The organism is Mesorhizobium sp. B2-3-12 (assembly GCF_006442205.1).
Taxonomy (GTDB): domain Bacteria; phylum Pseudomonadota; class Alphaproteobacteria; order Rhizobiales; family Rhizobiaceae; genus Mesorhizobium.
Genome location: NZ_VFVR01000003.1, coordinates 339,795 through 358,110, shown reverse-complemented (window position 1 = coordinate 358,110; position 18,316 = coordinate 339,795). Strand labels below are relative to the sequence as shown.

General features: G+C 63.6%; 16 protein-coding genes. 5 read left to right on the top strand and 11 right to left on the bottom strand.

The window, feature by feature from the left end; genetic code table 11:
- Window positions 1-37 precede the first annotated feature (37 nt).
- Window positions 38-949, top strand: a complete 912-nt coding sequence (locus FJ948_RS12015) for a LysR family transcriptional regulator (protein WP_140704556.1) — start codon at window positions 38-40, stop codon at window positions 947-949.
- On the opposite strand, the gene FJ948_RS12010 is transcribed toward FJ948_RS12015, so the two are convergent.
- The 8 genes from FJ948_RS12010 to FJ948_RS11975 form a co-directional block, all read right to left on the bottom strand.
- Complete coding sequence (locus FJ948_RS12010; protein WP_140704555.1) at window positions 950-3,274, bottom strand: Tex family protein; 2,325 nt, start codon at window positions 3,272-3,274, stop codon at window positions 950-952.
- Window positions 3,275-3,504: 230 nt separating this feature from the next.
- Window positions 3,505-4,686 (bottom strand): serine hydrolase, encoded by a 1,182-nt coding sequence (locus FJ948_RS12005; protein ID WP_140704553.1) that lies wholly within the window; start codon window positions 4,684-4,686, stop codon window positions 3,505-3,507.
- A 33-nt stretch (window positions 4,687-4,719) separates the two neighbouring features.
- Entirely contained in the window at window positions 4,720-5,916 is a 1,197-nt protein-coding gene (locus FJ948_RS12000; RefSeq protein WP_140704552.1) for a serine hydrolase, read from the bottom strand.
- Window positions 5,917-5,981: 65 nt separating this feature from the next.
- Window positions 5,982-7,016, bottom strand: a complete 1,035-nt coding sequence (locus FJ948_RS11995; RefSeq protein WP_140704550.1) for an extracellular solute-binding protein — start codon at window positions 7,014-7,016, stop codon at window positions 5,982-5,984.
- 23 nt (window positions 7,017-7,039) lie between these two features.
- Window positions 7,040-7,840 (bottom strand): ABC transporter permease, encoded by an 801-nt coding sequence (locus FJ948_RS11990; protein WP_140704549.1) that lies wholly within the window; start codon window positions 7,838-7,840, stop codon window positions 7,040-7,042.
- Window positions 7,833-8,753, bottom strand: a complete 921-nt coding sequence (locus tag FJ948_RS11985; RefSeq protein ID WP_140704548.1) for an ABC transporter permease — start codon at window positions 8,751-8,753, stop codon at window positions 7,833-7,835. Before FJ948_RS11985 ends, FJ948_RS11990 begins: the two co-directional genes overlap by 8 nt.
- Window positions 8,753-9,847: an ABC transporter ATP-binding protein gene (locus FJ948_RS11980; protein ID WP_140704546.1), complete on the bottom strand. Its 1,095-nt coding sequence runs from the start codon at window positions 9,845-9,847 to the stop codon at window positions 8,753-8,755. The genes FJ948_RS11985 and FJ948_RS11980 overlap by 1 nt, the downstream gene beginning before the upstream one ends.
- 139 nt (window positions 9,848-9,986) lie before the next feature.
- Complete coding sequence (locus FJ948_RS11975; RefSeq protein ID WP_140704544.1) at window positions 9,987-11,663, bottom strand: amidohydrolase; 1,677 nt, start codon at window positions 11,661-11,663, stop codon at window positions 9,987-9,989.
- 259 nt (window positions 11,664-11,922) lie between these two features.
- Here FJ948_RS11975 and FJ948_RS11970 point away from each other — a divergent pair, with 259 nt between their 5' ends.
- The 4 genes from FJ948_RS11970 to FJ948_RS11955 all read left to right on the top strand — a co-directional run bounded on the left by FJ948_RS11970 (window position 11,923) and on the right by FJ948_RS11955 (window position 15,575).
- Window positions 11,923-12,576 (top strand): TetR/AcrR family transcriptional regulator, encoded by a 654-nt coding sequence (locus tag FJ948_RS11970; RefSeq protein WP_140704542.1) that lies wholly within the window; start codon window positions 11,923-11,925, stop codon window positions 12,574-12,576.
- Between the two features lie 23 nt (window positions 12,577-12,599).
- On the top strand, window positions 12,600-13,631 hold the full coding sequence (locus tag FJ948_RS11965; protein WP_140704540.1) for a histone deacetylase family protein: 1,032 nt from the start codon (window positions 12,600-12,602) through the stop codon (window positions 13,629-13,631).
- 466 nt (window positions 13,632-14,097) lie between these two features.
- Window positions 14,098-14,808, top strand: coding sequence for a helix-turn-helix transcriptional regulator (locus tag FJ948_RS11960; RefSeq protein WP_027144736.1), 711 nt, complete (start codon window positions 14,098-14,100; stop codon window positions 14,806-14,808).
- On the top strand, window positions 14,805-15,575 hold the full coding sequence (locus tag FJ948_RS11955; protein ID WP_140704538.1) for a helix-turn-helix transcriptional regulator: 771 nt from the start codon (window positions 14,805-14,807) through the stop codon (window positions 15,573-15,575). Before FJ948_RS11960 ends, FJ948_RS11955 begins: the two co-directional genes overlap by 4 nt.
- A 185-nt stretch (window positions 15,576-15,760) precedes the next feature.
- Here the strand turns inward: FJ948_RS11955 and FJ948_RS11950 are convergent, their stop codons facing one another.
- The 3 genes from FJ948_RS11950 to FJ948_RS11940 are packed head-to-tail and all read right to left on the bottom strand — an operon-like array spanning window position 15,761 to window position 18,291.
- Entirely contained in the window at window positions 15,761-16,195 is a 435-nt protein-coding gene (locus FJ948_RS11950) for a hypothetical protein (RefSeq protein WP_140704536.1), read from the bottom strand.
- Entirely contained in the window at window positions 16,192-17,274 is a 1,083-nt protein-coding gene (gene flhB, locus FJ948_RS11945) for a flagellar biosynthesis protein FlhB (RefSeq protein ID WP_140704534.1), read from the bottom strand. The genes FJ948_RS11950 and flhB overlap by 4 nt, the downstream gene beginning before the upstream one ends.
- A 3-nt stretch (window positions 17,275-17,277) precedes the next feature.
- A complete protein-coding gene (locus tag FJ948_RS11940; RefSeq protein ID WP_140704532.1) occupies window positions 17,278-18,291 on the bottom strand; it encodes a flagellar motor switch protein FliG in 1,014 nt (337 codons plus the stop codon).
- Window positions 18,292-18,316 lie beyond the last annotated feature (25 nt).

Genomic DNA, 18,316 nt, shown 5'->3' with positions numbered 1-18,316 from the left:
AATTGCTTCACCGATCAATGAGCGCTAGTAATGGATCATGAGTGTCCAGCGCCGCCTATTGCCCAACATCAGTGCCCTCGCCGCCTTCGAGGCGGTGGCCCGGCTCGGCTCCTTCACCGCCGCCGCGCAGGAGCTGGACTTGACCCAGGGCGCTGTCAGCCGGCAGATCAACCTTCTGGAGGATCAGTTCGGTCGCCGGCTGTTCGAACGCGACAGCCGCAACGTCCGCCTGTCGACCGCAGGCGAAATCTACGCGGAGGCGGTGCGCTCGGCACTTGGCCAATTGCGCGATGCAGCCCTCGGATTGATGAGCAATCGGCATAGTGGCATCCTGAACCTTGCCATTTTGCCGACCTTCGGCACCCGCTGGCTGATGCCGATGATCCCCGATTTCGTCGAAAGCAATCCCGACATAACCATCAACTTCGCCACCCGCATCGGCCGTTTCGACTTCGCCAGGGAGAGGCTGGATGCGGCCATCCACTACGGCCTGCCGGACTGGCCGGAAGCCGACTCGACGCTGCTGGTGCGCGAAACGGTGGCCCCGGTCGTCTCCCCCGACTTCCTCGCCGGTCGCGCCATCGCCACGCCGGCCGACATTGGCCGTTTGCCGCTGCTGCACATGACGACGCGCCCCGGCGCCTGGAGCGAATGGTTCGAGCATCAGGGCCTGAGCGCTCCGACCGGACCCGGAATGCAGTTCGAACAGTTCGGCACCGCTGCCCAGGCCTGCATGGCGGGGCTCGGCGTGGCGCTGTTGCCGCTGCTTCTCATCGAGGGTGAATTGCAGCGCGGCCAGCTTGTGCCGGCGCCCGGCCAGCCGATGCAAAGCCGCAGCGCCTATTACCTTGTCGTTCCCCACGACAAGCGCGGCTATCCACCGGTCGCCAGTTTTCGCGACTGGCTGCTGGGCCGGCTTGAGAAGGAGCCGGCTGTTCTGGCGTGGTAGCTACTTCCGCTTCAGCGCGTCCGCCAGCGCCGCGCCGAACGCGCCCTGCTGTGCCGGCCGCTCCGGTTGGCGTTGCGGCGCCGGCGAGCGTGGCGCCGGCCTGCCGCCGCCATTGTCGCGCGGTCCACCCTTCGATGCGCCGCCCTCGCCGCCATCCCTGCGCATGGAGAGCGCGATGCGCTTGCGCTTGATGTCGACATCGACGACGCGCACCTTGACCACGTCGCCGGCTTTGACCACCTCATGCGCGTCCTTGATGAAACGGTCGGCCAGTTGCGAGACATGCACCAGCCCGTCCTGATGCACCCCGATATCGACGAAGGCGCCAAACGCCGCGACGTTGGTCACCGTGCCTTCCAGCAGCATGCCGGGCTTCAGATCCTTGATGTCGTCGACACCGTCGGCGAAGGTCGCGGTCTTGAAGCCCGGGCGCGGGTCGCGAGCGGGCTTCTCCAGCTCGGCAAGAATATCGCGCACCGTCGGCAGGCCGAAACGCTCGTCGACGAAGACGCGGGGATCGAGCGCCTTGAGCGCCGCGCTGTCACCCATCAGCGAACGCACGTCGCGGCCACAGGCGGCGACGATCTTCTTGGCCACGCCATAGGCTTCCGGATGCACCGACGAGGCATCGAGCGGCTCGCTGCCATTGGCAATGCGCAGAAAGCCGGCGCATTGCTCGAAGGCGCGCGGTCCAAGCCGCGCCACCTTGAGGAGTTCCTTGCGGCTGGCGAATGGTCCGGTCGCGTCGCGATGCGCGACAATGGCGTCGGCGAGCGAGGCGCCCAATCCTGAAACGCGCGCCAAAAGCGGCGCCGAGGCGGTGTTGAGGTCGACGCCGACCGCGTTGACGGCGTCCTCCACGACCGCTTCCAGCGAGCGACCAAGCCGATACTGGTCCACATCGTGCTGGTACTGGCCGACGCCAATGGATTTCGGTTCGATCTTGACCAGTTCGGCCAGCGGATCCTGCAGGCGCCGCGCGATCGACACCGCGCCGCGCAGCGACACGTCGAGGCCGGGAAACTCGGCCGCCGCCGCCGCCGAAGCCGAATAGATCGAGGCACCCGCCTCGCTGACGATCACCTTGAGCGGCTTCGGCCCTGCCCCCGCAGGCAGGTCGGACAGCATGTCGGCGACCAGCTTCTCCGTCTCGCGGCTGCCGGTGCCGTTGCCGATCGAGATCAACTCGACCTTGTGCTGGCGGATCAGCGCGGCAAGTTCGGCCTGCGTGCCGCGCACATCATTCCTCGGCGGGAACGGATAGACCGTCGTCGTCGCCACCAGCTTGCCGGTGCCGTCCACCACCGCGACCTTGACGCCGGTTCGGATACCTGGGTCGAGCCCCATCGTCGGCCTTGAGCCGGCGGGTGCCGCCAGCAGCAAATCCTTCAGGTTACGGGCAAAGACGTGGATCGCCTCTTCCTCGGCCCGTTCGCGCAAATCGCGCATCAGATCGAGCGTCAGGTGCAGCGACAGTTTTATCCGCCAGGTCCAGCCGGCGACCTCCATAAGCCAGCGGTCGCCCGGCAGGCTGCCACCGATGGCATAGGCGTTGGCGATCATGCGCTCGACCGGCTTCACCTGCGAGGTGTCATCCGCATCGACCTCGATGTCGAGCGACAGCACTTCCTCGTTGCGGCCGCGCAACATGGCCAGTGCGCGGTGGCTCGGCGCCGTGGACCAACGCTCGACATGGTCGAAATAGTCGGAGAATTTCGCGCCGGCCTCCTGCTTGCCGTCCACCACCCTGGCGCGCAGGAAGGCGCGCTCCTTCATGTAGCTCCGCAGCTTGCCGACCAGATCGGCATTTTCCGCGAACTGCTCCGAGAGAATATCGCGCGCGCCCTCGAGTGCTGCCTTGGTGTCGGCCACCTCCTCGGTGACATAGGCGAGCGCCACCTCGGCGGGCACCAGCGAACGGTCGGCGAGGATCGCCTCCGCCAAAGGCCCGAGGCCCCGCTCCCTGGCAATCTCGGCCTTGGTGCGGCGCTTCGGCTTGTAGGGCAAATAGATGTCTTCCAGCTCCGCCTTGGTGGCCACCGCCGCGATCTTGGCTTCGAGATCCTCGGTCAGCTTGCCCTGCTCGCGGATCGAGCCGAGGATGCTGTCGCGGCGCGCATCGAGTTCGCGCAGATAAGCAAGCCGTTCGGCAAGGTCGCGCAGCTGCGTGTCGTCAAGCCCGCCGGTCACTTCCTTGCGGTAGCGCGCCACGAACGGCACCGTCGCACCCTCATCGAGCAGTCCGATCGCCGCGGCCGCCTGTTCGGGCCGCGCCTTGATTTCGGCCGCGATGATGGCTGCGACGCTCCTGATGTCGGATGCCATGTCATTCCCACTCTTTTCGAAAAGAGCGGCGACCATAGGCGCAGACATCAGGTCCGCCAACCGTCGCGCCTCTATCAGGCCGGCGGGTCCACAGGAAAGCAGCCTCTAGAGCAATTCCAGGAAAAGTGTGCAACGGTTTTCCGTCCGGAATTGCGCAAAAACAAAGAGTTAGAGTGGGCCGGCGATTCTATCAAACGCTGAACCGCTCTAATGTGGCCGCCGGAGCGCGGTCAGATTATCCGGCTCAGCGCCTCGAAGAAGGCGACGATCTCGATATCCAGCGGATCGTCGACCGGCTCCGGTTGCGACGACATCTTGGCTATGACGACTTCCGCTTTCGGATCGACATAGAGCCACTGGCCATGGATGCCGATGCCGCAATAGGCGCCATTCTCGAAGCCGGTCTGATACCATTTGTTGCGGTAGCGGCCCTTCGGGAACAGCGGCAGCATGGCGCCGCGCTGCCAGGCCTCCGAGCTGCCGCCGGTGACGGTGGTGTCGCGCACCCAGGCCTCGGGCACGATGCGGCGGCCATTGGCCGTGCCGCCTTGCCGCATCATCTCGCCGATGCGTGCCAGATCGCGCGGCGTCACCGAAATACCACCGGCGGTACGTGCCGTGCCTTCCATGTCGACGCCGATCGACGCCTCGCTGACGGCGCCGAGCGGCAGCCACAGTTTCTCACGCATCAGATCGGGGAAGCGCTGGCCCGAGGCACGTTCCAGCAGCAGGCCGAGCAGGTCGGAATTGGGCGAACGGTAGCGGAAAGTCTGGCCATGCGGCTCGGCAAGCCGCTGCAAGGTCAGGATGAATTCGCGCAGGCTTTCGGTGCCGCCGCCGGGGTTCCACAGCGTCGCGCGGCGATAGCGGGCAAAAGCGCTTTCGGCATCGAGATAGGCCTCCTCGAAATCGAGGCTGACGCTCATATCGAGCACATGCCGCGCGCTGGCATCACCATAGGCCGAACCTTTGGCCTCGGGAATGTACTTCGTCACCGGGGCTTCGGGATCGAACGCCCCCTCGCCCTCCAGTATGCCGGCGATGATGGCGGTCACCGATTTGCTGACCGAAAAGATGATGTGGCGCGCGCCGAAATCCATATGTGGGGCGAACCAGTCGCCAATGGTCTTGCCGCCTTTCATCACCGTCAGCGCGTCAGTGCTGGAGCGCAAGAGGAATTCGGCCACCGTCTCTGGCGCAGCGGCAACCGAAACCTTTTCGCCGAGTAAGCCGCCCAAGTCCCGCACAGGAGCTTCGACGACGCCCGGTGCCGCGGCCACGCGGGCGGTCGGCACCAGTTCGCCGAGATTCTGGAATGACCACCGGTTGAACGGGTTTTCGCGCCAATTGCCGAGCTGCACCTCGTTGCGGCGGAAGCCGTAGCGGGTCTCGAACGCGGTCTTGCCGGTCATGGCGTTTCCTTCCAGTCCATTGTTCGTTGAAGCTCAGGCCAGTGCAACAGCTATGGCGTGCACGGCCTTCAGCGTTGCCACGGAATAGTCCAGGTTGCTGAAATCCGGCCAGGTCGACAGCTTCACCACGACGATTCCTGTGTCCCAGTCGATGTGGATCATCTGTCCGAACACGCCCCGGCACATTAGCGCCCGCGACCGCGGATTCTCGATCCAGAACTGGTTGCGAAAGCTGCCCTCGGGCAGGCTGGCGGAGAAATCCGGACCATGCTTGCCACTGCGCGTCGCCTCGATCCAGTCGGCCGGCACGATGCCGCGACCATCGTCGAGGATCAGCTGGCCGAAGCGGCCATAGTCGCGCAGCGTCGCGTTGAAACCGCCATCGGCCAGCGCGTAGCCCGCGCTGTCGACGGTGAAGCAGGCGCTTTCGTCGGCACCGAGCTTTTGCCAGAGTTCCTCGGAAACCAGTTGCGACAGCCTTTTGCCTGTCACCCGTTCCATAATGAAGGCAAGCACGTCCGTCTCGATCGAGCGGTACTCGAACCGGGCGCCGTGCGGGCGAACCGTGTCCTTCAAGCCCAGGATCAGCTCGAACATGTGCGAGGGCCAGCGGAAATCCGGATCGCTGCCCGGTGGCACCGGTTTCCAGCCGGTCGCGACATCGACCTGGCCGATGTCGGAATAGCGGTCGACATATTCCTCGGAGAACCGCACGCCGGTCGTCATGTCCAAGACATGCTGGACGCTGGCGCCGGCCCAGCCGGTGGCGCCAAGCTCCGGCAGATAATCGGTGACGAGCCTCGCCGGATCGATCAGGCCGCGTCCGGCCAGTATGCCGAACACCGAGCCGGTGATCGATTTAGCCATCGACTGCGAGAGATGCAGCGTCCGCTCGTCCATGCCGTTGAAATAGCGCTCATAGGCTATCCTGCCGTCCTTGAGGACCAGGAAGCCGTCCGTATAGGTCTCGTCGAGCAAGCCGGCGAGCGTCGAAGGCCTGCCCTCGCTGTCCCCGACCGCCAACCTGTCGAGATCGACCTCGGCGCGTTCGAAACGGTGGCGGTGACCATTGCCGCGCCAGACTTCGGCGGTCGGCAGGATTTCCCTGATGTGCTGGAAAGCCCAGCGGTTCCAGGGCGGCCTGTCCCAGTCGAGCCTGGGCGGCACCATGGCGGGCGGCGACCCGTGCATGATCGGCGGCCGCGGATCGCTGTTGCGATAGGAGTCCATGAAAGGCCATTCCCAGAAAAGAAAGGCCCGGCGGCATGTGCCGCCGGGCCTCTTGGGGTCTGTGACTACTTCTGCAGTTCGGTCCAGATCTTGGTGTAGAGCTCCTGCGTCTCAGGGGCGCACATCTGCTGCAGTTCGCCAAGCGGCTTGGCGTCGGCCGGAATGACGACTTCCGGCGCGTCCTTCATGTCGGCCGGCATGTATTTGTCCGAACCGGCAATGGCGTTGGCGTAACGATGGAAGGCCGAGAGGCCCGCCGCGTTTTCCGGATCCATGATGAAGTTCTGGAACAGCTTGGCGTTCTCGACATTCTTGGCTTCCTTGAGAACGACGACGTTGTCGCTCCACAGGCCATAGCCTTCCTTCGGATAGTTGAAGTGGATGGCCGGGTTGGCCAGGCGCTGGCGGAGCGCCGAGCCGTTCCAGTCGCTGGTTGCCTTGAAGTCACCGGCGCCCATCTTCTCGATCGTGTTGTATTCCATGGCGATCCAGTTCGGCTTGGCCGCCACCAAGAGGTCGCGTACCTTCTTCAGCACCACCTTGTCGTCGGTGCACTGCTGGCCGCCGACATACTTGATCGCGGCGAACATCACGTCGCCCATCTCCGGCACGACGTTGACCTTGCCCTTCAACTCGTCCGGCGTGTTGAAGATGATGCCCCAGGTGTTGGCCGGACCCTTGTAGGCGTCGGTATTGACGACGACCCCGATCGTGCCCCAAGCCCACGGAACGGTATATTTACGGCCGGGATCGAAGTCGGGATTGGCCCATTCGGGTGCGATGTTCTTGGCGTTCTCCATCTTGCCGGGATCGGTCTCCTGGACGAGACCTTCCTTGATCCAGATCGGCACGTAGGTCTGCGAGGGCACCGCTATGTCGAAACCGGTGCCGCCCTGGCGAACCTTGGCCAGCGCCGTATCGTTGGAATCGTAGTCGGTGATGGTCACCTTGATGTTGTATTTGGCTTCGAACTTCTTGATCACGTCGGGGCTGGTGTAGTTGCCCCAATTATAGATGTTGAGCACGCCGTCGGCGCGGGCGAGCCCCGTCGAAGCGAGCAGCGCCAACCCCATGGCACTCGCTGTTGTCTTCCAATTCATGGTCTTAACTCCCATTGTCGGTTTCAGTCTCGTTTCCTGCTGACGAAGAAAAACAACGTGACGATCGCGACCGAAAGCAGCAGGAAGGCGGTCGATATCGCGTTGATCTCAGGCGTGATGCCGCGGCGGATCTGGCCGAGCATGTAGGTGGGCAGCGTGTCCTGGCCGCCCGATTTGACGAACTCGGTGATGACCACGTCATCGAGTGAGATGACGAAGGCCAGCATCAGGCCGGCGAGGATACCGGGCCACAAAAGCGGCAGCGTGATGCGGCGGAAGGTCTTCCATGGCGTCGCGTACAGATCGGCCGCGGCGCGTTCCAGCGTCAGGTCCATATTCTCCAGCCGCGCCCGGATCGGCAGGTAGGCGAAGGGAATGCAGAACGCCGTATGCGCGGCGACCAGATAGCCGATGCCGGAATAGCCGGTGAAGATCTTGATGCGCGAGAAGAAGATCAGCAGCGCCACGCCGGTGACGATCTCGGGCACCATCAGCGGCTGGTTGATCGCCGCGTATTTGAAGGTGAGGCCGGGATAGGACGCCGTGCGCGTGGTGGCGAGTGCCGCCATGGTGGCGAAGATGGTCGACAGCACCGCCGCGATGGCGCCGATCTGGAACGAGCGCAGCGTCGCATCGATGACTTGCGTGTTCTGGTAAGCCGACTGGAACCATTTCAGCGAAAAGCCGCCCCATTCCGAGGTCGAGCTTGCCGCGTTGAAGGCATAGATCACCAGCACGATAATCGGCAGATAGAGCACCACGAAACAGGTCGCCGCGATCGCGGTGAAGCCCGGCTGGTGCTTGATGGAGAAGTTGCTAGCCATGCCGCACCCCTGACTTGCCGGCATTGCGCACATAGGCGAGCAGCGCCACCATGACGATGATCATCACCGTGATCGACAGCGCCGAGCCGAGCGGCCAGTTGCGGCCCTGTCCGAACTGCAATTCGATCAGATTGGACAGCATCATGTTCTTGCCGCCGCCCAGCACGCTCGGCGTCACATAGGCGCCGAGCGCCGGAATGAAGACCAGGATGGAGCCGGCAATGACACCAGGTTTGACCAGCGGGAAAATGATCTTGCGCAGCACCTTGAAGCGTGTCGCGTAGAGATCGTAGCCCGCCTCGACCAGCCGGAAGTCGAGCTTCTCCATGCTGGCATAGATCGGCAGCACCATCAGCGGCAGGTAGACATAGGCCATGCCGATCAGGATCGCCGTGTCGGTGTAGAGGATCTGCACCGGCGCCGAGACGATGCCGAGCTTCAGAAGGATGGTGTTGACGATGCCTTCGTTGCGGATGATCTGCAGCACCGCGAAGGTGCGGATCAACAGGTTCGTCCAGAATGGGATGGTGATCAGGAACAGCCAGAGATCGCGCGTTTTCTCGCTACGCGTGGCCATGAAATAGGCGGTCGGGAAACCGAGCGCCAAGGTGGCGAGCGTCGTCACCACCGCGAGCTTGATCGAACGCCAGAAAATGGTGACATGCGCCGCCGCCAGCGACAGCGTGTCGTCGAAAATATCGCGTTCCAGGAAGACCGACGTCCAGGCGTCGGACGAGAATTGCCATTTCACGTCCCCATAGGCGCCGGGGGTCAGGAACGAATAGACCAGCACGATCAGCAGCGGGCCGGTGGCGGCGAACAGGATGACCAGCAGCGCCGGGGCTGACAAAAGCCAGCGGTCACGGACATCGCGCCGTTCCGCTGCCTTGGCGACTTCTTCCGCGGTCGCCATCAGTCCCTCAGCACTTGCGCGGCGTCGTTGCCGATCATGATGCCGACCTTGTCGCCGCGCTCGAAACCGCAGCCGGCGCTGCGCGTGTTCTGCTGGCGCACGGTGAAGGCCTCGCCGCTGTCGAGCTGGACATGGATATGCGTGTCGGTGCCGAAATAGACGATGTTTTCGACCGTGCCAGACAGGTCGCCCTTGTCCTTCGTCAGCTTGGCATGCTCGGGCCGCACCACAACGGTGGCGTTGTCCTTGGGCTGGAAGCCTTCGGCAACGGTGGCCTCGATGGTCGTGCCGGACTTGAGCGTCGCGCGCGCCTTACCATTGCCGACGCCTGAAATGGCGGCGGTGAGGAAATTGGTTTCGCCGATGAAGTCGGCCACGAAGCGTTCCGCCGGCTTGTCGTAGATGTCCCAGGGCGAGCCGACCTGCAGGATCTTGCCCGACGACATAACCGCGATGCGGTCCGACATGGTCAGCGCTTCTTCCTGGTCGTGAGTGACGAAGATGAAGGTGATGCCGGTCTCGTGCTGCAGCCGCTTCAGCTCGATCTGCATCTCCTTGCGCAGCTTGTAGTCGAGCGCCGAGAGCGGTTCGTCGAGCAACAGCACTTTCGGCTGCGGCGCCAGCGCCCGGGCCAGCGCCACGCGCTGCTGTTGGCCGCCGGAAATCTGGCCAGTGCGGCGACCCGCCAGCGCTTCCATCTTGACCAGCTTCAACATCTCGGCGACACGCGCCTTGATCTCGGCCTTTGGCTTGCCCAGCATTTCCAGGCCAAAGCCGATATTGTCGGCCACCGTCATGTGCGGGAACAGTGCGTAGGACTGGAAGACGGTGTTGACCGGCCGCTTGAACGGCGGCAATGGCGCGATGTCATGGCCGTAGAGCAGGATCCCGCCGGCGGTTGGAAAGTCAAAGCCGGCGATCAGCCGCAGCAAGGTGGTCTTGCCGCAGCCGGACGGCCCCAGCAGCGTGAAGAACTCGTTTTCGCGGATGGATACCGAGACCTTGTCGAGGGCAGCGACCTGCCCTTCACCCGATCCGAAAATTTTGCTGACGTTTACTACTTCAATCGCATTCCGATCCGGTTTGTCCGGCACGATTACGCCTCACTGTTGACCCCGCTCTTGCTGGCGGAGTTTGTCCCCTGTTGGATGTGACCACATGGCCGGTAGGTTGGCAAGCCCGGCATTGAATCACAGTTCAGTCAGTCGTTAGACAGCAAGCCTCATGCCATTATCAGGCCTGATAGGTGATCTTGCCGCCGCAGATCGTCGTCACCGGCCGTACCTTGTGCAGATCGGCCGGCGCCGTCTTCTCGATATCGGCCGACAGCACCACCAGATCCGCCAAATAGCCCGGTTTCACCATGCCCTTGCGGTGCTCGGCGAATTCGGCATAGGCGCCTTCGACCGTGTAGGCGGCAATCGATTCATGCAGCGAGAAGCTCTGGTCGGGATCGTTTTCTGCCCACGGCTTGCGCAGCACTGCCGCCTGAATGCCCAGGATCGGGTCGATCGGCGACACCGGCCAGTCCGACGCGAACACGACATGCGCGCCGGCGTTCTTCAAGGTGCGCCAGGCGTAGCTGAGCGGCCAGCGCGCAGGCCCGATCCGCGACACGGTCGGCTCCAGCGGGAAATCCATGGCGCCGGGAGGATGCGGCGGCTGCATGGAAGCGATGACGCCGAGTTCGGCAAAGCGCGGCACATCGGCGCTGGTGGTGACCTCAATATGTTCGACCCGGTGCCGGCTGTCGCGCTTGCCGTTGGCCTTCTCAGCCGCCTCATAGCCGTCGAGCACCGCACGCACCGCGCCGTCGCCAATCGCGTGCACGGCGATCTGCAGCCCGCGTTTGTCGATGGCGACCGCCAGATCGATGAACTGCCGCGGCGTGAACAATGGCTCGCCGACCCAGTCGGGACGATCGGCATAAGGCTCGATCATGACCGCCGTCCAGGAGTCGAGCACCCCGTCATAGAACACCTTGACCATGCCCGACGACAGCCATTCGCTGTCGTAGCGCTCGGCCATGACGGACGCCTTGTCGAGCATGTCGAGCGTCATGAAATTCTTGTAGTGGAAGGGGATCTGCACGCGGCAGGGCAGCCCTTCCTCGGCCTCGATCTCGGCCAGCAGTTCGAGCTGGTAGAGGTTGCCGTCCATGTTCTGGATCGAGGTGATGCCGTGGCGCGCGCACCAGGCAAGCCCGCGCCGCATGATGTCGCGGTCGAAGGCGCGTTCTTCCGCCGTCGGCAGCGGCTCCGGCTCGCCGCCGGTCGCCAGCCCCAGCCGCACACGGCTTTCGCCGGCAAGGTCGAGCACCGGGCCGAACGCTTCGCCCTCGCGCAACTCGCCTTCTGCCAGGCCGTCATCCCCCATGACGATCTCATTACCCGGCCCAAGCGTGCGCCCATGCAGAATATCAGCCATTTCCAGGGCTTTGGTGTTGGCCCACATCGTGTGGTGGTCGGGAGCCGCCATGACGAAAGGCCGGTCCGGCAGGATCGCGTCGAGATGGTGGCGCGTCACCCGCACGTCGTCGAGCACCGTGTAGTCGACGCCCTGCCCGACCAGCATCCGCGCGTCGGGACGTGTCGTTGCATAGTCGCGGATCGCCTTCTGCAGCGCCTCGAACCCGTGCACGCCCGCCAGTTGCAGATGGGCAAGCTCGGCGGCGCCCGAAAACAGATGCATATGGGCTTCGATGAAGCCGGGCAGGACCGATCCGCCATGCGCGTCGATGATGTTGGTGGCTGATCCCTTGAATTCTTCAATGGCTGCGCGACCGCCAATGGCGATGATAGAGCCGTCCTTGACGGCAATGGCTTCGGCGACGGGATTATCATCGTCCATGGTCAGCACGCGACCGTTGAGAACGATCAGATCCGCACTACCCGCACCCGTGACCGACATCGCGACTCCGCGCTTTTGACGACTGACTGGAGACCGGAAAAGCTCGTGTCCAACGACCCGCCGCACCATGGAGCGGCGCTGTCGGACAAATTTGATGCCGGCGCACTGTCTTTGAAATTCCCCTTGTTATCCCAAGAGACAGTGTGGATAAAGAATGCGACTGATTATTCGCGTTTGTCAACATGCCGGATTTGGAATGTATTGTGGACAGCACGCTCCGCCTCTCTTGGGACCAGGCGGGGAACGAGGACATCAACCCGTGAAGCGCAGTCTCGACCGCAAAACCAGGATAGCGCTCGAACCGCGCAAGCAGCCGCGGCAGCAACGGTCGAGCAAGGTTGTCGACCGGATTCTCGACGCGGCGCTGATCTTGACGCGAGAGCAAGGAACCAGGACGCCGACGACGCTCGCCATCGCGCAGCGCGCGGGCTTGTCTGTCGGCTCGGTCTACCAGTACTTTCCCAACAAGGAAGCCATCCTTCTGGACCTCGCCCGGCGCTGGCTGTCCTCCTTTCCCGAGGTGATCGAGAAGCGCATAAAGGTCCCTCGGCCCACCAACCGTGAAGAATTCCGGCGCGAGGTACGCAAGCTCTTCATCGACACGTCCAGTATCTATCTCGAGAACGCGACCCTGATGCCGGTGATCGAGGCCATTTCAGGCAATGCCGATCTCAGGCCTATCCAGGACGAATATGACGAGCAGATCATCGCGCTTTACGCCGCCTGGCTGCGGCATGTGAATCCGGCTCTCGAAGACAAGACCGCCAAACGGCTCGGCCTGGTGATGATGGAGGTCGGGCACGCCTGCCGGCTAGTCGGACTGAAGAGAGATCGCAGGACATTCGACCTCATCGAGGACGATGTCGAAGCCATGTGGCTGGCTCTGGTGAGCCCCTATCTCAACCTAGACTGATTTCGCATTTCGAGAGGAATTTCATGAAGACTGTCTATTCGCCGCTTCACGCCGGTCATGCCGGCCAGATGGAACTGGTCACCTCGGCCATCGTACCCGGTTTCGAAAAACCCTCGCGCGCGGAGTTCATCAAGGCGCGGGTCGAAAGCGAGAAGCTCGGACCTGTTATCGCGCCGGTCGAGCACGACCTTGCCGCCGCCAAGCGCGTTCACAGGGCCGACTACATCGACTTCCTGCCGACCGTCTGGCCACAATGGATCGCCGAGGGCCACACCGGTACGGCCATGCCCTTCACCTGGCCGACGCGCGGCCTGCGCGGCGACGTGCCGCCCAAGCGCATCGATGCCCTGCTCGGCTATTATTCCTTCGACGGCGGCGCCACCTTCGTCGAAGGCACCTGGGCCGCGATCAAATCCTCCTACGACGTCGCGCTGACCGCCGCCGGTCTGGTCAAGGGCGGCGAGAGATCGGCCTTCGCGCTCTGCCGCCCGCCCGGCCACCACGCCGGCGCCGGCTTCATGGGCGGCTATTGCTACATCAACAACGCGGCGGTTGCCGCGCAATGGTTCCTCGACCAGGGCGCCAAACGCGTCTCTATCCTCGACGTCGATTATCACCACGGCAATGGCACGCAGGAGATCTTCTACGACCGCGCCGACGTGCAGGTTCTCAATCTGCACGGCGATCCGATGGTGGAATACCCGTTCTTCCTCGGCCATGCCGACGAGCGCGGCTTGGGCGCCGGGGAAGGCTTCAACATCAACTATCCCATGCCCTTCGGCACCGGTTGGGACGCCTGGAACGCCGCCCTGGAAGACGCCTGCGCCAAGCTTGCCGCCTACGCGCCCGACATCGTCGTCGTGTCGCTCGGCGTCGATACGTTCGAGAAGGACCCGATCAGCCAGTTCAAGCTGAAAAGCCCCGACTATCCCAAGATCGGCCAGCGCATCGCCAGGCTCGGCTTGCCGACGCTGTTTGTCCAGGAAGGCGGCTATGCCGTCGAGGAGATCGGCATCAACGCCGTCGGCGTGCTGACCGGTTTCGAGGATCGTTAGATCGCCGCAAAGGGAACGCTGCCGTCTGCGCGGAGACCAAAGGAGGGTGGCGTCAGCCGCCCTTTTTTGCGTCCACCGACACCCCATGAGCCCATCGCAAACGCTGTGGCCACCCTATGCGGCTCGACGTCCCTGCCCACGGAAAGGCACGGAAAACGACCCCTGAGTCGCGCATCGAGTCCGCCGGATTCGATTTTGTCAAATCGCGTTTGATGTCGGATTCATCTGCGGGTAGATTAGACCCGAATCAGCCGGTCCTCGGGGGGCGCGGCGACCACCCAAAGTCTCACGTTCCGGACTTTTTCCGGCGCCAGACGCGGACGTCTTCGCGTTCCCTGAATGGATTCCGTCTGATTGGGCGCGGCCCCGCGCCTCGTGTGTGTCTCGTAAAAGTAACGCGTTTCGAGTTCGGCGGCTGGCTCTCCAGCAACCGGACATCAGAATCGATTCCGGCCAAAAGCAGCAGATGAGCAGTCCCGCCGCGCCTCTACAATCCGACACATTGGGCTCGCGCCTGACGTCGCGCGGTGATCTCACCTCCTTCTTCATGGAGTTGACCGCCGAGATCGGCGCCGACAGCTACATGCTGGTCGCCATCGTCCATGACCAGGACCGCAACGATGCGCGCATCGTTTCCTCGAACTGGATCTTCGACGCCATCGAACTGATCGGCAAACGGCTGATCGCCGGCCTCGCCCAGGGCCCCCTCACCGCGGCGCCCGGTATCCGCCCGACACCGCTGGTGGCGGCCCAGGCGCCGGATGCCGACGGACTGGTCTCGGGTGAAGAGGCCCGGCTCCTCGACGTACTCGGCCATGCCGAAATCTATTCATTGCGGCTGAATGTCGGCCGCCAGCGCCTGTTCGCCTTGTTCTCGGCGGCGGCCGCCGGCCGGATCGACCAGCCCGCGCTGATGAAGGCGCAGCTGAAATGCTGCTACGCGCTCTCGCACATTCCGCAGTTGATCGCGGCCGCGGCCATGCAGGATCCGCTGTCGGATCGCGAGCGCGAATGCCTGTTCTGGGTCTCGGAAGGCAAGACCACCGACGAGGTGGCGGTTATCCTCGGCGTCTCCTCCAACACCGTCAACAGCTACATCACCCACGCCATCCAGAAATTCGCGGCCTCGAACCGTGCGATGGCCATCGCCACGGCGATCAGGAGTGGCATCATATGAAACACGCCGACATCAAGGACGCCGCGGAAGCCCTTTTCAACGAGCAGCGCAGCCCGTTCGGCGCCTTCTCATTGGGATCCGAAACCCATCACGCCGTCACCATTCCCGATGCCGTGCGCCGCTGCCGCTGGATATCGGTCGACATCAACGCCTCGGCCTTTGGCCTGTTCTTCGTCAGCCCGTCGCCCGAACGCGCGCGGCTGGTCCCGTGCTTTGATTCCGACTATCCCGGCATCGCGGTGGCGACGAAGTTCATCGCAGGCGCCAATGGCGAGGAGATCGTTCGCCATAGCCGGATTTCGACCGAGCCGCGCTGGTGGACGGATGATGGCGTGGCGGCCATGGCCGACATGTTCGGCAATCTCGCCTGGACCGGGCAGATGGCGCCGCTGACACCCGGTTCGAGCGGCATTGCCTTTCCTGTCCATGCCGATCGCGGACAATGCGGTCTCGTCGTCTTCCTCGGATCGGAGATCGCGCTGCCGCAGGATGCGCTCTACGAGATCCACGCTCGCTGCTTCTCGCTGTTCGCCGCCGTCGCGCGCATGCGTCCGGGCGACGCCGGCAGAATGCGCTCGATCTCCAAGCGCGAACTCGAATGCCTGAAGCTGACCGCCAACGGCAACACCAGCGAGGAGATCGCGCGCCTCCTGAAACTGTCGGTGCACACCGCCAACCAGTACCTCACCCAGTCGACCCAGAAGCTCAACGCCGTCAACCGCAACCAGGCGGTCGCCAAGGCGCTGCGGCTGGGGTTGATCGAGTAATAAAAAGATGAGCCTCTCAAGGTCTGTTGAGATTCAGGTCAGGCCGAGTCGAAAATGGTGGCTTCCGAGAACCGGAGCGGAGCGTACTTTTCGTACGTGAGCTCAGTTCTACTGCGACGCAGTAGAACGGGGAAGCGCAGGGAGTTGCCATTTGCAGGCCGGCCTCACCTGAATATCGACAGACCTCAGAAGGCCAGCGGCTCGACCTTGCGGATGCGGGCCTCTTCGACCACCGCTTCCAGCAGCGCCGTATTGTGCTCGGGATCTTCGCCGGGCTTTTCGAACGACACGTAGTTGACCGCGACCGTGTTGCCGGTCTCGCTCAGCGTCAGCTGGAAGTAGACGGTCACGCCGGGCGGCCTGAGCTCCAGGTCGAGCACGATGCGCGGGCTGCCGCTCCAGTCGACATGCGCCTCGCCGCCATGGCCGAGCCTCAGCGTACCCGGCTTGAAGAACAGCTCGGCGGCGGAATCGACCAGGTCCGACAGGCAGGCGAAATGCTCCAGCCGGATGAAGGCGATATAGTCGGCGACGTCGATCAGCCTGAGTTCCGCCACCACTTGCTCGATGGCGCTGGCGACGATGATCTCGCGGGATTTTGCGTGCGGTTGGCGGTTCATGAAATCTGTCTGCGCTCAGCCTTTTTCGAGTAGACGATCCGCACCAGTTCGGCGACGGCCTGGTAGAATTGTGACGGGATCACATTATCGACCGAAACTTGCTTGTACATGGAGCGGGCGAGCGCCACGTCCTCGAAGATGGGGATGTTATGCTCCTTGGCGATCTCGCGAATCTTGAGCGCCACGAGGTCCTGCCCCTTGGCCACGACGAGTGGCGCCGAATCCTCGTCGCGCACATATTTCAGCGCGATCGAGAAGTGGGTGGGGTTGGCTATGATCAGTGTCGCGCGCGGCACCGCCGTCATCATCCGCTTGCGCGCCCGGTCGCGGGCCAGCGAACGCAGACGCGATTTGACGATCGGGTCGCCTTCGGACTGCTTGAACTCGTCCTTGACCTCCTGCTTGCTCATGCGCAGGTCCTGCTTCCAGTGGAAGCGCGACCAGACGATGTCGATCGCCGCGATCAGTCCCATGACGAAGACGATCGCCACCAGGATGTCGACGGCGATGCCGCGGATGACGAGGCCGAAAGAGACCGGATTGGTGATCATGCCGGCAAGCAGCTTGCGGTGGTCCTCCGACAGCGTGAAGGTGAGCACGGCGATGGCGAAACCGACTTTTGCAATGGACTTCAGAAACTCGACCCAGCCCTGGGCGCCGAACATCCGGTTCCAGCCCTTGACGATCGATATGCGCGACATCTGCGGCCTGATCCGCTCGCCGACGAATTGCGGCATGTTCTGCAGCACCGAGGCGCCGATGCCCGCGACCGTCAGCAGCACCAGCAGGCTGACGACGGCACGGCCCACTTCCAGCATGACGATCTTGTAGAGCTCGATGACATCGGTCTCGGTGTCCATCGGCCAGGCCTCGGGCTTCTCCAGGAACATCGACAGGAACATGCCGAGCTCGACGATGGCGTCCTTGGCATAAAAGACCGTGAACACGAGTATGGCGACAAAGGAGGCCAGGATCGCGGTTTCCCTCGAATGGGGCAACTTGCCCTGTTCGACGGTGTCGCGGATCTTCTTTTCCGTCGCCTCTTCGGTTTTCGAATCCTTGTCGACGGCTTCGGCCATGCCTTACGCGGCGTTCTGCGTCGAGGGAAGTTCGAATGCGCCTTCGCGCGACAGCCGGATGGTGGTCGTCACGATCGTCTTGCGGGCTGCCATGATGTCGGCGGCCGGGACGCCCTCCGAGCCTTGCCCGAGCTCGGCCTCGATCATGCGCCGCGAGCGCGCACCGATCGCCGACAGCACCGCTTCGGCCAGTGCCGCCGACGTTCCGCGCAGTGCCAGCGTGACAAGCTCGGTCGACAGCCCGTCGAACAAAAGCACGCGCGCCTTCTGGGTGAGCAGCGGCAGGTCGTCGAACGCGAACAGCCGGGCCCGCACACCGTCGAGGTCGGGCGTGCCGGCGGCTTCGAGATCCTGCATGACCTCTTCGAGCAGGGGCTTCTCCAGCTCGTTGAGCACGCTGGCGACGCGCGCCTGCCCGGCCGACGTGTCCTTGGTCGAAGTATCCGACAGCACGCTGGCGCGCAGCCGGTTCTCGACGATCCTGGTGGCGGCGGGCGGCACATTGGCCATCGTGACCATGCGCTTGATGATTTCGCCGCGCATCGGCTTGGTCAGCGTCAAAAGCACGCTCGCGGCCGCTTGCGGCGCCAGCTTCGACAGCACCATCGCCGCCGTCTGCGGATGTTCGCCCGCCAGGAAGGTGCCCAGCCGCGACGGTTCGAGCTTTTCGAGGTCGGGCCAGATCGGCGGCGGCCCTTCGGGTGCGGCCTCCGGCTTCTTGTTGCCCATGATGGCGCTCATCTCTTCGGGCGAAAGAGACTCGTTGAGGATCGTGTCCATCCTGTCGGCGGAATCGAGCAGGCCCGCGCCCTCGGTGAACTCGGCCTCGAATTCGGCGACGATGCGCTCGAGATCGCTCTGCGGAATGGTCCGGAGCAGCCGGGCGCCCTCGATCAGCGCCTTCAGCTCTTCCTGCTTGAAGAATTTCAACAGGCGGCTGGCGGACGGCTTGCCCATCGCCACCAATATGGCGGCCGCCTTCTGCGCGCGCGTCAGGGTCGTCAGCGGCGTCGTCATGCCTTGCGCCTCCGCTGCCACCGGC

Excerpts from the sequence above, each read along its gene's own strand:
- FJ948_RS12015 (WP_140704556.1), top strand. The coding sequence starts at position 38 with ATGAGTGTCCAGCGCCGCCTATTGCCCAACATCAGTGCCCTCGCCGCC.
- flhB (WP_140704534.1), bottom strand. The coding sequence starts at position 17,274 with ATGGCCGAAGCCGTCGACAAGGATTCGAAAACCGAAGAGGCGACGGAA.
- FJ948_RS11965 (WP_140704540.1), top strand. The coding sequence starts at position 12,600 with ATGAAGACTGTCTATTCGCCGCTTCACGCCGGTCATGCCGGCCAGATG.
- FJ948_RS11960 (WP_027144736.1), top strand. The coding sequence starts at position 14,098 with ATGAGCAGTCCCGCCGCGCCTCTACAATCCGACACATTGGGCTCGCGC.
- FJ948_RS11995 (WP_140704550.1), bottom strand. The coding sequence starts at position 7,016 with ATGAATTGGAAGACAACAGCGAGTGCCATGGGGTTGGCGCTGCTCGCT.
- FJ948_RS11955 (WP_140704538.1), top strand. The coding sequence starts at position 14,805 with ATGAAACACGCCGACATCAAGGACGCCGCGGAAGCCCTTTTCAACGAG.
- FJ948_RS11975 (WP_140704544.1), bottom strand. The coding sequence starts at position 11,663 with ATGTCGGTCACGGGTGCGGGTAGTGCGGATCTGATCGTTCTCAACGGT.
- FJ948_RS12010 (WP_140704555.1), bottom strand. The coding sequence starts at position 3,274 with ATGGCATCCGACATCAGGAGCGTCGCAGCCATCATCGCGGCCGAAATC.
- FJ948_RS12005 (WP_140704553.1), bottom strand. The coding sequence starts at position 4,686 with ATGACCGGCAAGACCGCGTTCGAGACCCGCTACGGCTTCCGCCGCAAC.
- FJ948_RS11950 (WP_140704536.1), bottom strand. The coding sequence starts at position 16,195 with ATGAACCGCCAACCGCACGCAAAATCCCGCGAGATCATCGTCGCCAGC.
- FJ948_RS11940 (WP_140704532.1), bottom strand. The coding sequence starts at position 18,291 with ATGACGACGCCGCTGACGACCCTGACGCGCGCGCAGAAGGCGGCCGCC.
- FJ948_RS11985 (WP_140704548.1), bottom strand. The coding sequence starts at position 8,753 with ATGGCGACCGCGGAAGAAGTCGCCAAGGCAGCGGAACGGCGCGATGTC.
- FJ948_RS12000 (WP_140704552.1), bottom strand. The coding sequence starts at position 5,916 with ATGGACTCCTATCGCAACAGCGATCCGCGGCCGCCGATCATGCACGGG.
- FJ948_RS11990 (WP_140704549.1), bottom strand. The coding sequence starts at position 7,840 with ATGGCTAGCAACTTCTCCATCAAGCACCAGCCGGGCTTCACCGCGATC.